This is a genomic window from Streptomyces pratensis, assembly GCF_016804005.1.
GTDB classification, from domain to species: Bacteria; Actinomycetota; Actinomycetes; order Streptomycetales; family Streptomycetaceae; genus Streptomyces; species Streptomyces pratensis_A.
This window is the reverse complement of sequence record NZ_CP051486.1, coordinates 4,204,048-4,223,917: the sequence shown is the minus strand read 5'-3', so window position 1 is coordinate 4,223,917 and position 19,870 is coordinate 4,204,048. Positions and strand designations below refer to the sequence as shown.

Here is a 19,870-nt window from a genome sequence, read left to right as displayed (position 1 = left end):
GTTCTCGTCGTCCTGGCTCTGCCCGTGCCTGGCGTCCTCCGGAAGAAAGGTCACTTGTGGGGCACCCGTGCGCGGATGGGTGGCGACCTCGCTCGCCACCCCGTACACATCGGCCAGCAGCCGGGGTGTGAGCACCTCGGCCGGCGGCACCGAAGCGGTCACCTCGCCGTCATGCCGCTCCCTCCTCAGCGGTCCGTCGTGCATCTCGCCGCATCAGCCACAGAAGGAGCGGCCCGCCGCACCCCGCGCCTCGTCACTGTGTGCGCGTCGCCCGTACGATCAGGCGCTCGGCCTCCTGGTCGTAGGGACGGCCGTCGAAGCCGCCGAAGACCTCCACGCGGCCGAAGCCAGCGTCCTCGGTCATGCGGCGCAATTCCACGGCACTGTAGACGAACCACACCAAGGACGCCCGGGTCACCCGTTCTCCCCGGACGAGTACCCAGTCGCTCCGCAGCCGAGCCCAGTCGTCGAGCACGGTGTCGGTCTGTACGAGCAGGTCGTCCCCCCGCTGTACCACCTTCGGAGGGGTGACCTTACGGGCGAGCAGTTCCTTGCCCGCGAGATCCAGGAGGAGTGTTCCTCCGGGCGCCAGGCACCGGTGCATGTTCCGCAGCACCTCGGTGTTGTCGGCGGGATCCTCGAAGTACCCGAAGGAGGTGAACATGTTGAGGACGACATCGAAGCCGTCCGGCGGAGCGTACGAGCGTGCGTCAGCCTGCACATAGGTGATGGGCGCGCCGGCGTCGGCCGAACGTTTCCGCGCCCTGTCCAGCATGGCCGGGCTCAGGTCCACGCCGGTCACGTCGAAACCGCGTGCGGCGAGCGGAACGGTGAACACCCCGGGACCACAGCACAGGTCAAGCACCCGTGCCCCTGGCCGGAAGGACAGCAGGGGAGAGCTGTCGAGCAACTCCTCGGCCTGGGTATGGCGTTGTTCGGTGAACAGGAAGTCGTGGAATTCCGTCCAGAAGTCATCGTCCTGGAATCCGCCGGTCCGTGTCATGGTGCGGCAGTGCTCCTTCGTCGTAGTCGTGTGGGACGTGCCGCCGACGCCACGCGACGGCGCAGCGTCAGCAGCAGAGGGGGCAGCAGCAGGCACTGCGCTGCTGCGAGCAGCCAGAACGAGCCGGTGTCACCGGCTCGTTCGCCGAGACCGTAGAGCTGACCGCCCAGCACTCCACTGGCGCATGCCCCCAGGCCGGCCGCCAGCCGCTGTTGGCCGAAGACCACCGCGTCGGAGCGGGGACTGCGGTGCAGCGCCTCCAGGTCGTTCTTCAGGAACAGCACGATGTCGCCCAGGGTGATCAGGGCACCGCCTGCCAGCAGAGCCGGCCGGGTGCCGATCGCGAGTACGGCCAGACCTGCCGCGAGGCCCGTGAAGCCGACCGCGAGGGCCAGACCGTACGGCATGCGGTTGATCAGCCCGGACGCCAGGGGCTGTACGACGATCACCAGTGCGAAGCAGAGCAGCAGCACCGCGCTGTAGATCGCGGTGGACGCCTGCTCGACGGCGTACAGGGCCAGGAAGTGCTGGAAGTGGAAGTAGAGGTAGAAGGCCAGAGCGTTGGCGGCGAACGGCAGGAGTGCCACGCCCGCCAGCAGACCCTGGCGAGGTGCCCCGGCGGTGGGTGGCTGCTCGGAGGCCGTCGACGGCAGCCGCGCGTGGCCTGCTGTCACCACGACGAAGAGGGCCGTCACGGATACGAAGAGCCAGCCGGGTGAGGACAGTACGAACGGCCCCGCGATCAGCGGGCCCATCGCCATGCCCGCGTTCAGCGCCGCGTTTCCCGCCGACAGGTATGCCGGACGCCGTTCCTCCTCCACCCCGTGAACCAGGTACGCCTTGTTGGCCGGCAGGTACAGCGCGGCACCACAGCACGTCAGGATGAGCGCTGCGACGGCAAGTGGCGGCCAGCGCAGAGCCATCAGCAGGCCGACGAAGCCGGCGGTTCGTACGATCAGAGCCCAGAGCATGGTGCGCCGCAGCCCGATCCGGTCGGCCAGCGCGCCACCGGCTATCCCGCCGGAGAACTGGACCAGTGACGCGACGGCGAGTACGACACCGACCGTCCCCAGCCCCATCCCGAGGCGTTCGTGCAGGAAGACCGACATGAACGGCAGGACCATGAAGCTGCCGAGCGGGATCAGGAACGAGCTGAGCAGTAGGAAGCGCAGCGGCCCGTCCAGCGGGGACAGCCCCGAACGCCGGCCCGGCCCGCGCCCTGTGCCTTCACCCACGGGGCGCTTTCGGGCCGGACGCCGCGAACGGCTCGGTGTGCACCCGCACGGCGTTGGCCGCGGCCACCGCCCGGTGCGTGGCGAGCTCGGCCGTCTCGGCCTCCGCGTAGACGATGCCCGCGTACCCACGACTGTCGGACAGGTGCTCGACGGGGTCGCCCATCCGCTTGACCGGATACCAGGCAGGCGCCCCCGGCAGTGCGGCCAGCCGTTCGAGCCCGCTGACCCCGGTCAGCGTCCCTGGGGCGTCCGGGTAGCTCAGCACGAAGGCCACGGCCGGACCGCCAGGCAGGTCCGCGTCCATCAGACGGGGGCGCCGGCCGAGCGCCGCTTCGATCACCGCCTCGTACACGTTGTATCCGAGGGCCCGGCACATGCCCTCGCCGACAAGAGCACCACCGATACGGGGGTTCACCTCGACGACCTCCGGGCCGGTGGCGGTCAGCACGAACTCCACGTGTGCGAAGCGGTCGGTATAGCCGATGGCGGCCAGCACGTCACCCAGCCACCTCTCCAGCGAGATGTGCTGCTCCTCGGGGAAGCGGACGGGGAAGGCGGTGATCTCCTCGCGGAACCGCGGCTCGGGTGACATCAGGCGGCTGGAGACGCCGAGCAGCCGGGTCCGCCCCTGCCAGGAGAGGGTCTCGGCGCTGTACACCGGTCCGCCGAAGTACGGTTCGGCGAACAGCCGCCCCATGAACGACCGCCCCGCTGCCTGCGCCAGGGCGGCGTCCAGTTCGGGTTCGTCCCGTGCCAACCAGACGTTCTGACTGCCGGTACCTGCGGTGTCCTTGATGACGGCGGGCAGACCGGCCTCCTTCAGCAGCGACTCCCGTAGCTCAGCGAGAGAACCGCCCGACTCGACAGCCCGCCCTCTGGTGAGCCCCGCCTCGTACAGCCGGTTGCGTACAGCGGACTTGTCCCGTGCGAGCCGCAGGACAGCCGGATCGAGTCCGGGCAGGCCCAGGCGCACCGTGAGCTCCGCGCCGACCAGCGTCCAGGTGTCGGTGGAACTGATCAGGCCGCGGAGGCCGGCTGTCCCGTGCAGCAGGCCGGCCACCCGTTCCGTGTCGAAGGTGTCCGTCTCCACCACGTCCAGGGCACCGGCGGGGAGCCGTTCGAGCTCGTACGCGTAGTACGACGGATCGCGGGTCAGCAGCAGCAGCCGCTCGCCCAGCGTGTCGGCGGCGCGTACCAGGTGTCCGAGTCCGAAGGTCAGCGACTCCAGGCAGACCACACTCACGCGGTCCGCTCCTTCCTGTGTGCGGGGGCAGGGTTGCGCTGCCACGCCATGGTGGACCAGGGCATGGCCATCTCCTCGGGCCCCGCCACCTCGAGAGGTTTCAGGGCCCCGGGATCGAGGGACTCCTTGTGCCGGGCGAACACCCGCTCCACGTAGCGGTGGCCCGTGTCGGCACCGATCACCAGATGCAGCCGGTCGGGGTGGCGGCGTGCCTCGTGGGAGGCTGCCAGGTATCCGGCTCCGGTGGACAGCCCGGCGAAGACCGCGTGGTCGCGAAGGAGCGCGACCGCTCCGGACATCGCGTGGGTGAAGTCCATCCAGTGCACCCCGTCGTAGAGGTGGTGGTGGACGTTGTCGAAGACGATCGATGACCCGATGCCCGCGATGATCGCCTCCGGGTCGTCATGGTCCTGGCTGCCGAAGGTGACGCTGCCGAACGGCTGCACACCCATCAGACGCACCGTGGGGTCAGTTCTCCGCAGATGTTCCACGACCCCACCGGTCGACGCGCCGGATCCCACGCCGCCTACCACGGTCAGTGGCCGGCCGGGAAGCGCCGCGGCTATCCGGTCGGCGACGTCGTGGTAGCCGAGGTAGTGGACACCGTCGTGGTACTGCCGCATCCAGTGGAAGTCAGGTTGCCCGGTGAGGATCTCCTTCACCCGGCGTACCCGTAGTTCCTGGTCGAGCTTGAGATTTCGCGACGGCCTGACCTGCTCCACGACAGCACCCAGGATCTCCAACTGGGCCAGTGTGGTGGCGTCCACGGTGGTGGACGCGACGATGCGGCATCGCAGGCCGTGCCGGTGGCAGGCCAGCGCGAGGGCGTAGGCGTAGATGCCGCTGGAGCTGTCGATCAGAGTCTGTCCGGGACGGATCGTGCCCCGGTCGAGGAGATGGCGGACGGCTGCCAGGGCTGAGTAGATCTTCATGGACTCGAAGCGGATCAGGACCACTGTGTCGGTGAGCCGGACGAGATCGGGCATCTTGAGGGCGTCGGCGATGTGGGGGTGGATCATCCGTATCCTCCTCGGACGAATGAGCACTGATGGCCGAGCGAATGGAAGAAGGCGGAGAGTTCGGACTTGTGATGGGCACCGAGGCGGTGAGGGAACAGATAGCCGATCAGGCAACCGGTGTGGGCCACGAAGATCCCGTCCGCGCCGAACCTCTCGCGGTGCGCGAGCAGGCTGTGGAAGGTGGCCTTGGGAAGCACCTCCTGGGACAGCGCGGCACTGACCGTCGCCGCCCGGGCGACAGCCGCGGGGTCACCGGAGCCGAAGCCTTTGAGGAGGTCGGTCAGGCATCGTTCGTACTCTTCTCCGCGCCGTCGGTAGTGCTCCAGCAGCGAGCTGGTGACGGCTTCGGTGTCCACCGTCCCGGGTTCCGTGACGAACGCGGTGTGGAAGCCGAGGGCTGTGCCCAGGCGCCGGATCACCCGATGCCGACCGCTGAGGTGGAGGGCGAATTCGTCGAGGAAGACGCTGTCGGCCCGCTCGATCGCGGCGAGGATGGTGAGGACCACCTCCTGGTCGTACGGCAGGGAGAAGAGCTGGAACAGGCAACGCAGCGTCGCCACGATGTCGGCGGTCGAGCTCGCCATCCCCACACCCACCCGGAGGTCGGAGTGGGTGCTCCAGAGGCCCGTCGGCAGGGTGAGCCGGAAGTGCTCCAGGAAGAGTCGTGCGGCCGTTGCCGACTTGTCCCCGAGACCCGACGGCTCCGGCGGGCCGGTGCCCGGGGTGAAGTGGACCCAGGAGTGACGGTCCACGGGAAACGAGACCAGGGCGATGTCCGGCGCGGCGGCCGCGCGCAGAGGACCCTGGTACAGCTCACCCAAGGTGCCATGGCAGACGCCTGACACGGTGGGCGGCGCCGCACGCCGGTCTTCGCGGGGTTCTCCGGAGAGGGTCAGCACCGCTCCCCCCGGATGTGCCGGCGGAGGACGGCTGGGCTCCCGACTCGGGTGACGGTCAAGCGCGTGATCAGCAAGTCGTTCTCCTCCTGGTCCCGGGCCATGACCACCGACCGGGGAGGAGACGCGGCAACAAAGTGCCGTACAGCCGTCCGTACCGCCAACCCAGTCCTCGAGGTCACCGTGCACAGCCCGCGCGAACACGGGCGCAGCGGCAGGTCTCCGGACTCGTGGGCGCGCTCACCGGAAACCCGGTGGGCACCTGTCGGCCGTCGCCTCCTCGGACCTCGGGGGCCCGGTGATGTGACGGCTCTCGTTCCCACTCACCGTTGCGGGACAGTCCCGGATTCCCACCGGGTTCCCTCTTGCGTCGCGCGACCGGGCATCCGGACGGAAGGGAGGCGCGAACCGACTGCGGGCCCAACAGTAGGGGCGCTCGCAGCGCTGCGACAGGGGCACACGGACGGTTGTCCTGATGAGGTTGGTGCCTGGGTGACGGTGAGGGCCCGGCGGGTCCGTCCGAGCGATTCCGAATCCGGCTCGTGTCCACATGCTCCCCACGCCAGTAGCACGCGGCTCACCGAGTGCTGCTGGGCGGGCAGGCTGCCGTGGCCGCCTCGGTGCTCTGGCCGGAATGAGCCTGGGTGCCTCCCGTTCCTCAGGGGAGACTGGTTTCTCCTACGACACATGCGCACCGCCCCTCGGTGGTCGGTGCCCGGGGGCCAGGGATGCTGTCAGAGAAGAAGCCGGACGACGAAGGAACACCTGAGCCGCTCACACGTGACCGGCGTGCCGCAGGCCGCGTCACCCTGCGCACCGACCTGCGGGCCGTGCTGCCCGAGGCCGGTGCCGCGTTCGCGGTCACGGCGGCGGTGTTCGTCTTCCTGTACGTGCGTGTGGAGTCGGGTGACTCGGCGACGGTGGCGGTCATGCCGTTCATGGCCGACGCCGACACCTACTGGATGTACCTGCTGAGTCAGGCCTTCGGCTGGTCGGCGTTGTTGTGGGCGTGGGGCACGGTCATGCTGGGACTGCTGTTGTCAGGGCGGCGCCCCGCGTGGCTGCCGGGCTCCCCGCAGGTCCTGGAGCGCTGGCACCGCACCACGAGTCTGACCACTATGGCGCTGATGTTCGCCCACGCGCTGATGTTCGCGGCTGAACTCGTCCGGTACGAGGCCGGGCTGGCGTGGGCCGAACGCCTGTGGGTGGGCTTCGCGGACTCGTTCGTGCCCGGCTGGTACGACTCGGGAACCGGCCGGATCGCCATCCCGATCGGGCAGGGTGCCCTGTACCTCGCGGTCCCGCTCGGCCTGCTGTTCTACGTCCGGCATCGCATCGGCGCCAACACCTGGCGCCGACTGCACAGGTTCGTGATCGTCGTGTACGTCCTGAGCGTGTGGCACACCCTCCTGTACGGCACGAACGTCTGGTACGGCGAGTGGCCGCGTACGGTGCTGTGGCTGCTGCAACTGCCGGTCGCCGTACTGCTGTTTGTACGGTTGACCCGGCCGGCCCGGAGGGGCGAACGACTCACCCTGTCGGGGTGGCGTTCAGGGGGACTGTCCTTGCCGGGGTGGGTGCTCCGGGCTGCGGGGCGCGTCGCCGCCGCGGCAGTCGTGCTGGGGCTGGTCGCGGTGGTGGTGTCAGGCCACGACGGAGGGCGGGACCGACCGGCGGAGGCACCCTCCACGGCTCCGCACGCCCCGGAAGGGGAGTGAGGCGAGCGGTGGCCCGCGGGTCCCGCGCCCGTCAGGTCGCGCCGGTGCGAAGCGACTTCGGCCGGAACCGGGCGGCCGGGTGGTCCGGCGCCTGACCGGTGACGGGCGACGGCGTCCGTCAGGTCCCGGCGTACACGTATTCCTGAGCCCCTGCCTTGGACGCCTCCAAGGTGCTCGGCTCGGGCAGGTGCCGGTCCCAGCGCCGGCACACCTCAGCCCGGCCCGGCCGCGACCAGTGCGGCGGCATGACTGCGGGTGCGCCGGGCCCGGCGGGCGCCACGTCCGCGATCGGGGGCAGCGCGCGGTCGTGAGGCGGCGCCACCGGACGGGCGGGACAACGAAGCGGAGTCGGCCGGCTCCTCCTGCGGTCCCGCCTGCCGGCGCGAGCCGGTCCGGTCCACCGGTGCGAGCCGGCCGCAGACGGGCGTTCCCCCTGACGGAGTACACCCGGTAGTGGAGGCAATCCGCTCAGGACAGAGTGGCACTGGCCGTGGGTGCCGCAGCCCCCGGTCCGCGTACTGGCTGTGAGGGAGCGCCCATGGGACTGAGTACGAAGCCGAAGCCCGTGGGGGCGGCTGTCACGGAAGCCGACCAGGCACTGCGGCAGCTCGACGTCCGGGTGGGTGGCCCCCGCAGCTCGGAGACGGACACCATCGTCCGCTTCGAACTCAGGGGCGGAGGTTCGGTCGTGGAGCGGCAGTGCAACGGCGACCTCACCCACGTCAGGGGGAGCGGCACCGGCGGCGACGCTGATGATCTCGCGATCGGCCTCGACGAAGCGGTCCTGCGCTCGGCACTCCTCCGTGCTCCCACGCCCGAAGAGTTCGACGGCCGATGTGACGCGGAGGCAACCGGCTACCTCGGCAGGCTGAGCGAGCGCCTCGTCCGGTTCGCCGAACCGGACGCCGGCTTCACCGTCAAGTCATCGTGAGCCGACGACTCGGCGGCGCTTCATGACCCACCCGGGCACGCTCGTCCTGATCATGGCGGCTGCCGTTCTGGCACCCCTCCTCGTCCATGCCACGGGACGGCGCATCCGTGTCCCACTGGTCATCTTCGAAATCGCCCTCGGCATCCTCATCGGCCCCGACGTCCTCGGCTGGGCTCACTCCGACGACGTCGTCGACACACTCGCCGACCTCGGCCTGTCCATGCTGATCTTCCTCGCCGGTTACGAGATCGACTTCGCGGCGGCCCGCGGCGACACCCTGCGCCGCTCCCTGTGGTCCTGGCTGCTGTCCCTCGTCGCCGGAATTGCACTTGCCTTCCTCATCAGCGGCGGTGACGTCTTCGAGGCGTTCGTCATCGGCACCGCCCTCACCAGTACGGCTCTCGGTACCGTCCTTCCGATGCTGCGCGACAGCGGAGAGCTGCGGGGCCGATTCGGTACGGTCATGTCGGCGTTCGGCGCTGTGGGCGAGTTCGGCCCCGTCGTCGCCGTCGCGCTCCTGCTCAGTGGACGCCGGCCGGCGGAGTCGGCGGCCCTGCTGGCCGCCTTCGGGGCGATCACGGCCGCCGCGGTGTTCTGGGCACTGCGCCCCCGGCCGCCCTGGTTCGCCCGGCTGACAGAACGGACCCTGCACAGCAGCGGCCAGTTCGCGGTCCGGTTCGTCATGCTGCTGCTCGCCTGCATGCTGGGGCTGGCGGAGGTCTTCGGCCTCGATGTGCTGCTGGGTGCCTTCGCCGCCGGCGTCCTCACCCGACTCGTGCTGCACCGGGCGACACCCGCGAGCAGCGGGGAGGTTCTCGGCAAGGTCGAGGCGATGGGCTTCGGCTTCCTCGTGCCCCTGTTCTACGTCGTCACGGGCATCGAGTTCGACCTGGACGCTCTGCTGCACGACCTGAAGGCACTCCTGCTGGTTCCGGCATTCCTCCTGCTGTTCCTGCTCGTGCGCGGCTGCCCGGTGTACGTGTTCGCCCCTAAGGACCTCAGCCGGGCGGACCGGACGGCTCTGCCGCTGTTCGCCTCCACATGCCTCCCCTTGGTCGTCGCCATCACGACCATCGGTGTCGACCAGAAGCTCCTCGCCTCCGACGAGGCGGCTTCGCTGGTCGGTGCCGCGATGATCTCCGTGCTCGTGCTTCCACTGCTCGCGACGCGGATCCGTTCGAAGGCCGGCGGAACGGGACGGCCTGCGCCGGTCCGTCAGGAAGAGGCGAAGGACACGGAGGCATGGTGACATGCCAGGGAAGTCCGTCCGCCGGCAACACTGCGCGGCTCGGTTCCATGCCCGTTACTCGGCCCGGCCCGAACAGCCGGGCGTGGCCGCCGGACGACGTCTCGCGCGTTCGGCAGCCGCGTCCTGCGGGAGCAGGAGCAACGCCGAGGTTCCTGGTGCGAAGTGCACGTGACCGAGTTGCCGCGTTCAGCTGATGCGACAGGGTGGGGGAGGGGGCCGCGAAGGGAGCTGGCGATGGCAGGCAGTCCGGCCGACGACTCTGCGGTGCTGGACGCGCTGTTCGCCGGTTCACCCCAGGGTCTGTTCGTCCTCGACTCCGAACGGAAGGTCACGCGCTACAACCCTCGCGGACGCGGTGTGCGGAGACTGTCCGCCGAGGACGTCATCGGGCACAGAGTCGAGGACTTCTCCCCCGGATTCGAACCACGCGAACTCAGAGCAATGATCGACGAGGTCCTCGAGACGGGCGAGCCACTGCGGGGCCGGCTGATCCGGGGAAGATCCCCGTCGAACCCGCGCCGCACGCTCGCCCTCGAAGTGTCCATCTTCCCCATGTACCGCTTGAGCGACGACAGACCGGGGCTGGTGGGCGTGGTCGAGGACGTGACCGCGAAGCAGGCGGCAGCGGACCGTCTGGCCGTTCTCGGCCGGGTACACGAGACCGTCGGCTCCACGCTCGACGTACGGACCACAGCTGATGAGCTGGTGCGCGCTGGTGCCTGACTTCGCCGACGCGGCCAGTGTCGATCTGCTGGACGTGGATCCTGCCCGAACCGCGCGCCTTCCCGGCCCGGTGCCGCCGGCCACCCCGCTACGCAGGGTGTCGTCCGCCCCCGCGGATGGCGACAGGAGCAGGAGGCAAGGCGACAGCCGGCCGTTCCCCTTTCCGACCCCGTACACGCAGGTCCTCGCCGACAGGCGGGCCCGACTTGTTCGCGTCTCGGCGGACGAGCCCTGGCTGTCCGGCGATCCTGGCGGCTTCGCGCCGCTGATCGCGGCGAACGTGCACTCCATGCTTGTCACTCCGATCGAGGCGCGGGACTCCGTGCTCGGGCTGCTCACTCTCTACCGGCACGAGTCCGACCCCTTCGAGGAAGCGGATCTGGACGTCGCCCGCCAAGCCGCTTCGACCACGGCCGCGCACCTGGACAACGCGCACAGTTACGACCGTGAGCACACTGTGGCCGCGACGCTGCAGCGCAGGCTCCAGCCCGGTGTGATCCCGCGCCTCTCCGCAGTGGAGACGGCCCACGTGTACCTGCCTGAGAGCGCGGGAGGCGACTGGTTCGACGTCATCCCGCTCCCCGGCACCCGTGTCGCGCTGGTCGTCGGTGACGTCGCAGGCCACGGGATCGAGGCGGCCGCGACGATGGGCCAGCTCCGCGTCGCGCTGCGCACGCTCGCCCTGCAGGACCTGGAGACGGACGAGTTGCTGACTCACCTGGACGAGGTCGCAGTTCAGCTCGCGGGTACCCCCGCGGGGGATGCGGCAGCCCATGTGGCGACCTGCGCGGTGACCGTCTACGACCCCGTCTCCCGTCAGTGCACCATGGTTCGCGCGGGCCACCCGGCCCCCATCATCGTCGACCCCGACGGGTCCCCGCTTCCCGTGGACGTCCCGAAGGGGCCGCCTCTGGGGGCAGGCGGCGGACGGGCCTTCGACGCAGCCGTGATCGAGCTGCCCCCGGGCAGTCTGCTCGCCCACTACACCATCGGCATGCTGGCCGCCCGTGGCCCCGACCGGACCGCTGCCGGACACCGCCTCGAAAGCATCCTCGCCCCCACCACGCAGCCGCTGGAGGAACTGTGCGATACAGCCCTGTACCGCATGCCGCCTTCCCGAGACGACGACGCGGTGCTCCTGCTCGCCCGCACCCATCCCCTGCCCCAAGAGAACGTCGCTGACTGGACACTGCCCGCCGACGCCACCGTCGTGGGCGCGGCGCGCAGACTCGTGGACCGGCAACTCGCGTCCTGGAACCTCGATGGAGCGGTCTTCACCACCGAACTCATCGTCAGCGAACTTGTCACGGGGTGTTCGAGGAGCGATGGTGGTCGACGGTGAACACACCTGTCTTCGACCGGGACGGGCATGTGGCTCGGGCATGTGGCTTGGATCATCCACCGGGTGGAGGACGTGACCGCGTTCGTGCGGGCCCGCCGGGACCGCCATGGCGGGGCGGGAGGGCCTATGACCGAGAGGGAGGAGGGGATGGAGGCCGAGCTCTACCTCCGGGCCCGCGAGCTGCTGCGCCTGAACGAGGAGCTACGGGCGGCGCACGAGAGGGAACGGGAGGTCGCGGTCACCTTGCAGGAGGCGATGCTGCACTCTCCGGATCCGGCCCGGCATGGGGACGTGGCGGTGCGGTACCTCCCTGCGATCGGCTCCCTGAATGTGTGCGGCGACTGGTACGACACCGTTGACCTGGCCGGCGGACAGTTCACCGTCGCCGTGGGTGACGCCGTCGGTCACGGCCTGGAGGCCGCCACCGTGATGGGGATGCTCCGCAGTGCGCTGTCCGCGGCAAGCCGGGCTGTGACCGGCCCTGCCCAGGCCCTGGAGGTACTGGGTGGGCATGTATGCCCGCTCGGTCGCCGGCGCACTGGCGACCACTGCGGTCACGGTGCTCGTCGACACCCGGTCGAAACTGCTCGTCTACTCGAGCGCCGGCCACCTTCCACCGGTTCTGCTTCACAGCGACGGCACGTGCGAGCTGCTCGAGAATGCCACCGATCCGCCTCTGGGCGCGCGGCCCGAGCATGTGCCGCGCCCTCAGGCCAGCGTGGCCTATCGCCAGGGCGACACCCTGATCCTGTACACCGACGGGCTGATCGAGCGTCGAGGGGAAGACATCGACACCGGTCTGGATCTGCTCCGAAGGGCGCTGGGTGACCTGAGCGAATTCACTCCTGACCGGATTGCGGATGCCTTGCTCGCGCGGCTCGGCGTCGCCAAGGGCGGCCACGACGACATCGCGCTGGTCGTCGTCCGCCTCTGAGCTGTACGAAGCCGTTCCGGTCCGGCAGCCGGCATAAGAGGCGATCTCATTTGGCGAGTCTGCGGTAGCAGATGAGGGTGCAGGCGATGCTGGTGAAGGCCAGTCGCCGTCGGCGGAGCAGGTGGGCACGTCAGCGGCGCGCCCGGGTTCCGGCCGCGCCGCTGTCGAGCTGTGGTCAGCCCTCGGGGGAGCCCCCGGGTCAGTGGAGCTTGTTGACGGCGGTCTTCGTCGTGGTGCGGAAGGCGGTCAGCGGGGCGTCCTCGAGGTCGCCCATCTGGCCCCAGCGGACGAGGGTGACGGTGCGGCCGTCGCGGCCGACGGAGAACAGGTGGATGTCGGAGATGCCGATCTGCGGGTCGGCGGTGTCCAGGCTGTAGATCCAGGCGCCCTCCTCGACGGCGAGCTTGCCGTGGGAGGCGCTGACGGCCTGCAGGCCCGGGTTCTGCTGCTCCAGCAGGGGGCCGCAGCCGGCGAGGGCCCCGCGGAGGGTGTCGACCAGCTTCACGGCGTCGGCCTCGGTACGGGCGACGGTGGTGACCTGGACGCCGTTGGTGTCGAGCTCGGTGCTGAACTCGCGGTAGCGGGTGTTCTGCGCCGGGATCTTGTACGGGGCGCAGAGGACGCCGCCGTTCTCCGGGACGCCGGTGAAGACCTGGGTGGCGGTCCACGGCGTCGACGACGGCGGCATCTGGGAAGCGGCGAGGAAGGCGGGCTGGGCAGCGGCCTGCGCCGGGGCTGTGGCGAGGGCCGCGAGGCCCAGTGCGACAGCGGCTGCGGTGGCGAGTGCGGTGCGGAGCTTGTTCATGGTCGTGGATCCCCCGTCGGGTCGTTCGTTCGGTCAGTTCTCAACCAGCGTGGGGCCGGCACCCGCCGGCTGCAACGATCCCGCGCCCACCAGCCGTCCCGGAACCATTCCACCCTCACTGACGTGCAAGGACGTGAAGGATGGGACGCAGGGTCGAGGGGGATGGAATGCCGAAGGACGCCGCCGTCGAGGAGTTCGCGGGGCTCGTGCGCGCGCTGAAGGCGCGGGACGGGAGGAGTTACGAGGCGCTGGGCCGGCGGCTGAGCGTCAGCGCGTCCACCCTCCACCGCTACTGCTCGGGCGCGACCGTCCCGGAGGAGTTCGCCGTGGTCGACCGCCTCGCCATGCTGTGCGGGGCGGACGAGGAGGAACGGCGGGCCCTGGAGGCGGCCTGGACGGAGGCGGACCGCGCCCGCCGCCGAGCGGCCTCGCCCGCGCCCACGCCTGTGCCGGCCGTGTCGGCCGCGCCGGAATCGAACCCGGAACCGTCCGCGCCGGAACCGGGCCACGGCCCCGCCCCGGACCCGATCGCGCCGGACCCGTCCGCGGCGGATCTGTCCGCGCCGGAGGCGCCCCGCGCCCGCCCCCGTCGTGGCGCCCCCGCTCCCCTCCTCGTCGCCGCCGCCGTCGCCCTCGTCGTGCTCGCCCTCGCCGCCACCCTGCTCGGCCACCCCACCCGTACGGCTTCCGCACCCGCTCCCGCTTCCACCGCTCCGGGGCGGACCGCGGCCCCCCTCCCCTTCACCTGGAGCATCGGTTCCCAGCTCTGGGAGGGCGGCTGCGGGCACACCTACCTCGTGGACCGGGCCCCGCGCGCGGTCGCCCCGCCGCCGGTCGCGGCCGACTCCGGGGCGTGGGCCGGGACGCACGGTGCCGTGCACGGCGGGGAGGCGCTGGTGCGGATCACGGTCCAGGGCCGGTCACCGTCCGACGCCGTCGTCCTCCATGCCCTGCACGTGCGCGTGGTCGACCGCGCCGCGCCGCTGCCGTGGAACGCGTACCGGATGGACAACGGCTGTGGCGGCGCCGTCACCCCGCGCCACTTCGCCGTGGACCTCGACCGGCCGCGCCCGCTCGCGAGGCCCGTCGACGGCCTTGACGCCTCCGGCGCCGAGGTCCGGAAGATCCCGGCCGTCTCCTTCCCGTACAAGGTCACCTCCTCCGACCCCGAGGAGCTGCTGGTCTCCGCGCGGACGGCGGGCTGCGACTGCCGCTGGTACCTGGAGCTGGAGTGGAGCGCCGGGGGCCGTACGGGGACGGTGCGGATCACGGACGGCGGGAAGCCGTTCCGCACGAGCGGGACCAGGGAGAGGCCGGCGTACGTGCACGACTCCGCCGAAGGGCGCTGGATCACAGACTCGGACTCTGGACAGACCGGGTGACCGATGAGCAACTTCGACTGACATTGGCTGAGCAAGCGCTTAAGGAGTTCCAGGGCTGAGCTCCAGGCGCCGGATGGCGCCGCCACACGTCCCTGCCGTCGTGTGCGGGTGAGCCTGAATGTGGCCGAGCAGTCCAGCTGCCTCAGTCGGAACGGTTCCGTGAACGCACAAGACCCGCCCCGCGACTGTCGCGAGGCGAGCCCTGGGGAGGTGCAAGCTCAAGCGGGTGTGATGTTCTCCGCCTGTGGGCCCTTCTGCCCCTGGACGACGTCGAAGTTCACCTTCTGGCCTTCCTGGAGCTCACGAAAGCCGGAGCTTGCGATGTTGGAGTAGTGAGCGAATACATCGGGGCCTCCGCCGTCCTGCTCGATGAATCCGAATCCCTTTTCCGCGTTGAACCACTTGACGGTTCCGCTGGCCATGTCGTCCTCCAAGGTGATTGAAAGCGGGCCCCGCACCGTGCGAAGCCGGAGGTGATCGCCCGGGTTCTCAGAGACTCGAACAGCACAATCGCCAGCGCGAGCGCACGGCGGCCAGTACTTCGGAACCACGACAGCTGACCCAGACGCTACACCCGCCTCCGGTCTCCAGTGCTGAAATGCGCAGGTGTCATTACTTTGCTTTTGTTCCGCAATGCGGAGGTGGATGGAGGGGCGATACACGGAATGGGACCGCAAGGAGATCGCGGAACTGAGGGCGCTTGTCCGAGGAGATCGAGATGGTCGGCCAACGTCGATTGCGAGCCGGTACCGAAAGGAGTTGTAGGCTGATTCGGTGCACAGCATTGAACTACTGCCCGACGAGATGACAAACCGGGCCGTCGGTGAAGTTTGGTGCCGTCTGCTGAACGACGGCCTGCCGAGCCTTGCGGCACATCGGCATCCGACGAACCGTCCGCACCTGACCCTTGCCACGGCAGTCGATCTCGCACCGGAGGTACGTCTGAGTCTGGCGCGAGCCCTTGCTGTCCTGCCGATCCCGTTGCACCTCGATGGAACGCTGCGATTCACCGGACGGACCAATGTCCTGGCCTGGGCTGTCCTACCCGAAGCGGCGCTGCTGCGTCTGCACGAGACGGTATGGCGAACGCTGTACGATTCCGCAGGCTGCGGACGACTCAATCCCATCCATTCCCCTGAGCGCTGGAAGCCGCATGTCTCACTCGCGCGCGGACGCGGCGCCGGATGGACCGGCTCTGACGCCGAGCTGTTCTCGCAGGAATCCGGCGAGCCGGCAGGCGTCCTGGCGGGGCAGTGGGTGAGCGCCAGGACTTACGACTCCGTCGTTCGTTCCACTGACCGCCTGGGGCCTTGAACTTGAACTGGTTTCCCTTCGGGAGCGTTGTCACGCCATGGGCTGCCGTACCCCGCCGGTGAGGGGACGCCAGGGAATACGCGATGCGAAAGCTCGAGCGCCAACGGCCCACGGAGGCCGGTAGGTTCGCAGAGTGCACGCCGGTCATCCCCATTCCGGCATGGTCCGACTGAGGCCTCGACGTTCTTGAGCCGGTCACTTACGAGAGGGCACCGGCTTATGGTCACACCCGCCTGCTCGGCCGCAATCTCCTGTGCACCGCAGACTCCGTAGCCGGGGCGCGCGCGGGCGCCCCGGCTACGGAGTTCTCCGGTCAGGACGCGGGCAGTTCGCTCCGGACCGTGTGGGCGGCGGTGACGAGGTTCTCCAGGGACGCCTTGGTCTCGGGCCAGCCACGGGTCTTCAGGTCGCAGTCGGGGTTGACCCACAGCCGTTCGGCGGGAATGGCCTTCAGTCCCTTGCGAAGAAGTGCGGCAGCCTCCTCCGCGTCGGGCACACGCGGGGAGTGGATGTCGTACACGCCGGGACCTGCTTCGCGCGGATAGCCGTGTGCGGCCAGTTCGCGGGAGACCTGCATGTGGGAGCGAGCGGCCTCCAGGCTGATGACGTCGGCGTCGAGCTCGTCGATGGCCTGGACGAGGTCACCGAATTCGGCGTAGCACATGTGGGTGTGGATCTGAGTGTCCGGTCGTACGCCGCTGGTGGTGAGCCGGAACGATTCGGTCGCCCAGTTCAGATATCCGGCGTGGTCCGCCACGCGAAGGGGCAGGGTCTCGCGCAGAGCGGGTTCGTCGACCTGGATGACCGATGTGCCGTTGTTCTCCAGGTCGTCGACCTAGTCGCGCAGGGCGAGGGCGACCTGGCGGGCGGTGTCGCCGAGGGGCTGGTCGTCCCGGACGAAGGACCAGGCGAGCATGGTGACCGGGCCGGTGAGCATGCCCTTGACCGGTCGGTCGGTGAGGGACTGGGCGTACGTCGTCCAGCGCACCGTCATCGGTTCGGGGCGGGAGATGTCACCGGCCAGGACCGGTGGCCGGACGTAACGGGTGCCGTAGGACTGGACCCACCCGTGCTGGGTGGCCACGTATCCGGTCAGCTGCTCCGCGAAGTACTGGACCATGTCGTTGCGCTCGGGTTCACCGTGCACCAGGACGTCGATTCCGGTCTTCTCCTGGAAGGCGATGACTTCACCGATCTCGGCCTCGAACCGCTCTTCGTATCCGGCTGTGCCGATCCTGCCGGCCCGCAGGTCGGCGCGGGCCGTGCGCAGTTCAGCGGTCTGGGGGAACGACCCGATGGTCGTCGTCGGCAGCAGCGGCAGCTTGAGGTGCGCCCGCTGGGCGGCTGCTCGCTCGGGGTAGGGCTGGGAGCGACGGCCGTCGGCGTCGGTGATGGCGGCGGTCCTGGCCCGCACGGCGGGGTCGTGGGTGATCGGGGAGGCGGCACGCGAGGCGAGGCCGGCCCGATTGGCCGCGATCTCCGCGGCGATGGCGTCGGTGCCCTCGGACAGTCCCTTGGCGAGAGTGACGATCTCCGTGGTCTTCTGCCTGGCGAAAGCGAGCCAGCGGAGGAGCACTGGATCGATGTCCTTCTCGGGCGCTGTGTCGAGGGGGACGTGCAGCAGCGAGCAGGAGGCGGCGACGTCGACCCGGTCGGCGAGGCCCAGGAGCGTGGCAAGCGTGGTCAGCGACTTCTCGTAGTCGTTGATCCAGATGTTGCGGCCGTTGACGACCCCGGCGACGAGCCGCTTGCCGGGGAGCCCGCCGGCGGCGGCGAGGTCTTCGAGGTCGGCCGCCGCGGCGTCGGTGAAGCCGAGGGCCACTCCGTCGAGCGGGGCCTTCGCCAGGACGGGCAGAGCATCTCCGAGCCGGCCGAAGTAGGAGGCGACGAGCAGCTTGGGGCGGTCCGTCAGGCCACCGAGGTCGCGATACGCGCGGGCGGCGGCACTGAGCTCGGCAGGGTTGCGGTCCTGGACGAGTGCGGGCTCGTCGAGCTGTACCCAGTCCGCGCCGGCCGCGCGCAGATCGGCGAGTACCTCCGCATAGACCGGAAGGATCCGGTCCAGCAGAGTGAGCGGCTCGAAATCGGCCGGCACTCCGGGGGCGGGCTTGGCGAGCAGGAGATAGGTGGCTGGGCCGACGAGCACAGGCCGGGCGGTGTGTCCGAGGGCGAGGGCTTCCTTGAGCTCGCCGACCTGCTTGGACGAGTCCGCGGTGCAGGTGGTGTCCGGGCCGAGCTCGGGCACGAGATAGTGGTAGTTGGTGTCGAACCACTTCGTCATCTCGAGCGGCGCCACATCCTGAGTGCCGCGTGCTGACGCGAAGTAGCCGTCGAGAGCGTCGGCGCCGACCGCCTCACGGTGCCGCTGCGGGACGGCACCGACCATGACGCTGGTGTCCAGGACATGGTCGTAGTACGAGAAGTCGCCGGTGGGCACTTCCTGGATACCGGCGTCTGCCAGTTGCTGCCAACTGGCCCGGCGCAGATCCGCTGCCGTATCCCGGAGGGCGTCGGCGGTGATCCGGCCCTTCCAGTAGCCCTCGATGGCCTTCTTCAGTTCCCGGTTCGGTCCCTGGCGGGGGTAGCCGTACACGGTTGCCCGTGTTGCCGCTGCTGCGGGCTTCGCTGTCACGGAAATCTCCTTCGCGAGATGACTCCTTGAGATCCCGGAGACGGGACACGGACGCGAAGGGGTGACGAACCGGACGGAACATGTGCACGCCCAAGAGGCGCGCCGTCTCGTCCGATACGTACGCCGACCCGCCCACGAGGTCACCGGGATATCCGCACACGAGGGGTCGCGTGCGGGCAACGGGCAGGTCTTCGGACTTGTGGGCATCCTGCCGGGGCAGATTCCTACTGGCCGTCGCTTCCCAGATCCGACCGGATCCAGTGCGTATGACGGCGGTCGTTCCCACTCACCGCTGCGGGGCAGTCCCGGATTCCCACCGGGTTCCCTCTTGCGACGCGTCTGCCTGGAGGGCAGGGCGAACCAGCTGCACCGGTCACCCTAGAGGGTCGGTCGCTCTGCGAGGGTCGCTGTTCGTATCCCGGGACGTGACATGAGCCACCGAGCTCCGGCGTGGAACGCGAAGCGGGGGAGCGCGGTGGACCGCCGTCCGCCGCACTTCCATCTCCACAACACGCGGGCCCCTCAGCTCTGTGGTGACCCCGGGGCTCCTCGGCCCGGGCGTAGGTGTGGAAGCCGCGGCCGCTCCTGCGGCCGAGCAGCCCGGCTTCGACCACGCGCCGGATCAGGGGCGGCGGGGCGTAGAGGGGTTTCTTGAACTCGTCGTGGAGGGACGTGGCGATGGAGGCGACTGCGTCCGGGCCGATCAGGTCGGCGAGCTTCAACGGGCCCATCGGATGAGCGCAGCCCAGTTCCATGCCGGCGTCGACGTCGGAGGGTCTGGCGAAGCCGGGTTTCCGCCATGCGGATCGCCGAAAGGAGGTACGGGATGAGAAGCGTGTTGACGACGAAACCTGCCCGGTCCTGGGAGCGTACGACCGTTCTGCCCAGGGTGTGTTCGGCGAATTTTGTCACAGTGATGACCATCTCCGCGTCTGTGTGGAGGGAGGAGACGGCTCCCACGAGAGACGAAGACATCGTTCCGGAGTCATGCCGCGTCGCGGTACACCAGCTTCGGGGGTAGAAGTACGGCTCCGTCCGGCCTCGATCTGCCGTTGGGCGCAGTCGAATAAGTAGAGGCTGAAGTCGACCAGGGCTGCCGGGGCGGGCAGGCCGTTGATGTGCAGATGCTTGTCGAGTCGAGCAGATGCCAGCCGCGAGGGCGCACCATGACGGGTCGCGGTCTGGTCGCCCAGCTGGTTCCGCCCGCCATCCGGCGTGGTGAAGTCGATCGTGCCCAGCGCGGCGTCGAGCAGGGTCAGCTGGCCGCCGATGATGTACGCGGGCGTGGTGCCGTTCGAGTCGCACGGCACAGGCACTCCGGGGCGGCGGCCGTGGCCACGATGACGAGTGGTCGGCCTCCCATCAGAGTATTGCTCGTTCCGGACCTTGGCGGGTTCGAGTCGCCCGCACGGCAGTAGGGTGAAACGGTGCCCCCTTCACCGCA

14 protein-coding genes, 5 pseudogenes and 2 riboswitches are annotated in these 19,870 nt (G+C 69.7%); of the genes and pseudogenes, 8 read left to right on the top strand and 11 right to left on the bottom strand.

The genetic code is table 11. The features are described 5' to 3' along the window. Positions 1-33: 33 nt before the first annotated feature. From HED23_RS35245 to HED23_RS16940, 6 genes and pseudogenes are all read right to left on the bottom strand, one after another. Positions 34-171 (bottom strand): annotated as a pseudogene (locus HED23_RS35245) (histidinol phosphatase); the annotation flags it as partial. An 82-nt stretch (positions 172-253) separates the two neighbouring features. Next, positions 254-1,003: a class I SAM-dependent methyltransferase gene (locus tag HED23_RS16960; RefSeq protein WP_203184230.1), complete on the bottom strand. Its 750-nt coding sequence runs from the start codon at positions 1,001-1,003 to the stop codon at positions 254-256. Then, positions 1,000-2,238, bottom strand: a complete 1,239-nt coding sequence (locus HED23_RS16955; protein ID WP_203184229.1) for an MFS transporter — start codon at positions 2,236-2,238, stop codon at positions 1,000-1,002. The genes HED23_RS16960 and HED23_RS16955 overlap by 4 nt, the downstream gene beginning before the upstream one ends. Then, a complete protein-coding gene (locus HED23_RS16950; RefSeq protein ID WP_203184228.1) occupies positions 2,231-3,481 on the bottom strand; it encodes an ATP-grasp domain-containing protein in 1,251 nt (416 codons plus the stop codon). The genes HED23_RS16955 and HED23_RS16950 overlap by 8 nt, the downstream gene beginning before the upstream one ends. Next, positions 3,478-4,500, bottom strand: a complete 1,023-nt coding sequence (locus tag HED23_RS16945) for a cysteine synthase family protein (protein ID WP_203184227.1) — start codon at positions 4,498-4,500, stop codon at positions 3,478-3,480. The genes HED23_RS16950 and HED23_RS16945 overlap by 4 nt, the downstream gene beginning before the upstream one ends. After that, a complete protein-coding gene (locus HED23_RS16940; protein WP_238442005.1) occupies positions 4,497-5,321 on the bottom strand; it encodes a hypothetical protein in 825 nt (274 codons plus the stop codon). Before HED23_RS16940 ends, HED23_RS16945 begins: the two co-directional genes overlap by 4 nt. A 270-nt stretch (positions 5,322-5,591) precedes the next feature. Further along, a riboswitch (cobalamin riboswitch) is annotated at positions 5,592-5,794 on the bottom strand. Between the two features lie 330 nt (positions 5,795-6,124). Between HED23_RS16940 and HED23_RS16935 the strand changes: the two genes are divergently transcribed. The 6 genes and pseudogenes from HED23_RS16935 to HED23_RS16915 form a co-directional block, all read left to right on the top strand. Beyond that, positions 6,125-7,114 carry a ferric reductase-like transmembrane domain-containing protein gene (locus HED23_RS16935; protein ID WP_203184226.1) on the top strand — a complete coding sequence of 330 codons (990 nt, stop codon included), beginning with the start codon at positions 6,125-6,127 and terminating at the stop codon, positions 7,112-7,114. Positions 7,115-7,652: 538 nt separating this feature from the next. Then, positions 7,653-8,045, top strand: coding sequence for a hypothetical protein (locus HED23_RS16930; protein ID WP_203184225.1), 393 nt, complete (start codon positions 7,653-7,655; stop codon positions 8,043-8,045). Positions 8,046-8,067: 22 nt separating this feature from the next. After that, on the top strand, positions 8,068-9,294 hold the full coding sequence (locus tag HED23_RS16925) for a cation:proton antiporter (RefSeq protein WP_203184224.1): 1,227 nt from the start codon (positions 8,068-8,070) through the stop codon (positions 9,292-9,294). A 234-nt stretch (positions 9,295-9,528) separates the two neighbouring features. Beyond that, a complete protein-coding gene (locus tag HED23_RS35240; protein ID WP_238442004.1) occupies positions 9,529-10,017 on the top strand; it encodes a PAS domain-containing protein in 489 nt (162 codons plus the stop codon). Then, the gene (locus tag HED23_RS16920) at positions 9,992-11,359 is read left to right on the top strand and encodes a GAF domain-containing SpoIIE family protein phosphatase (RefSeq protein ID WP_238442003.1); all 1,368 of its coding nucleotides are present in this window, start codon (positions 9,992-9,994) and stop codon (positions 11,357-11,359) included. The genes HED23_RS35240 and HED23_RS16920 overlap by 26 nt, the downstream gene beginning before the upstream one ends. Continuing rightward, positions 11,326-12,293: pseudogene (locus HED23_RS16915) on the top strand (PP2C family protein-serine/threonine phosphatase); the annotation flags it as partial. The gene HED23_RS16920 and the pseudogene HED23_RS16915, both read left to right, overlap by 34 nt. Positions 12,294-12,492: 199 nt before the next feature. Here the strand turns inward: HED23_RS16915 and HED23_RS16910 are convergent. Beyond that, a complete protein-coding gene (locus HED23_RS16910; RefSeq protein ID WP_203184223.1) occupies positions 12,493-13,098 on the bottom strand; it encodes a hypothetical protein in 606 nt (201 codons plus the stop codon). Between the two features lie 140 nt (positions 13,099-13,238). Between HED23_RS16910 and HED23_RS16905 the strand changes: the two genes are divergently transcribed. Next, positions 13,239-14,480 (top strand): helix-turn-helix domain-containing protein, encoded by a 1,242-nt coding sequence (locus HED23_RS16905; protein ID WP_420803037.1) that lies wholly within the window; start codon positions 13,239-13,241, stop codon positions 14,478-14,480. A gap of 218 nt (positions 14,481-14,698) precedes the next feature. On the opposite strand, the gene HED23_RS16900 is transcribed toward HED23_RS16905, so the two are convergent. Further along, positions 14,699-14,902, bottom strand: coding sequence for a cold-shock protein (locus HED23_RS16900; protein WP_203184222.1), 204 nt, complete (start codon positions 14,900-14,902; stop codon positions 14,699-14,701). Between the two features lie 352 nt (positions 14,903-15,254). Between HED23_RS16900 and HED23_RS16895 the strand changes: the two genes are divergently transcribed. After that, positions 15,255-15,794: a 2'-5' RNA ligase family protein gene (locus HED23_RS16895; RefSeq protein ID WP_203184221.1), complete on the top strand. Its 540-nt coding sequence runs from the start codon at positions 15,255-15,257 to the stop codon at positions 15,792-15,794. A gap of 313 nt (positions 15,795-16,107) precedes the next feature. Here the strand turns inward: HED23_RS16895 and metE are convergent. The 3 pseudogenes from metE to HED23_RS16880 all read right to left on the bottom strand — a co-directional run. After that, positions 16,108-18,426 (bottom strand): annotated as a pseudogene (gene metE, locus HED23_RS16890) (5-methyltetrahydropteroyltriglutamate--homocysteine S-methyltransferase). A gap of 164 nt (positions 18,427-18,590) precedes the next feature. Next, positions 18,591-18,788, bottom strand: a riboswitch (cobalamin riboswitch). Positions 18,789-18,980: 192 nt separating this feature from the next. Then, positions 18,981-19,389 (bottom strand): annotated as a pseudogene (locus tag HED23_RS16885) (3-hydroxyacyl-CoA dehydrogenase family protein); the annotation flags it as partial. A gap of 54 nt (positions 19,390-19,443) precedes the next feature. After that, positions 19,444-19,721: pseudogene (locus tag HED23_RS16880) on the bottom strand (malate synthase A); the annotation flags it as partial. Positions 19,722-19,870 lie beyond the last annotated feature (149 nt).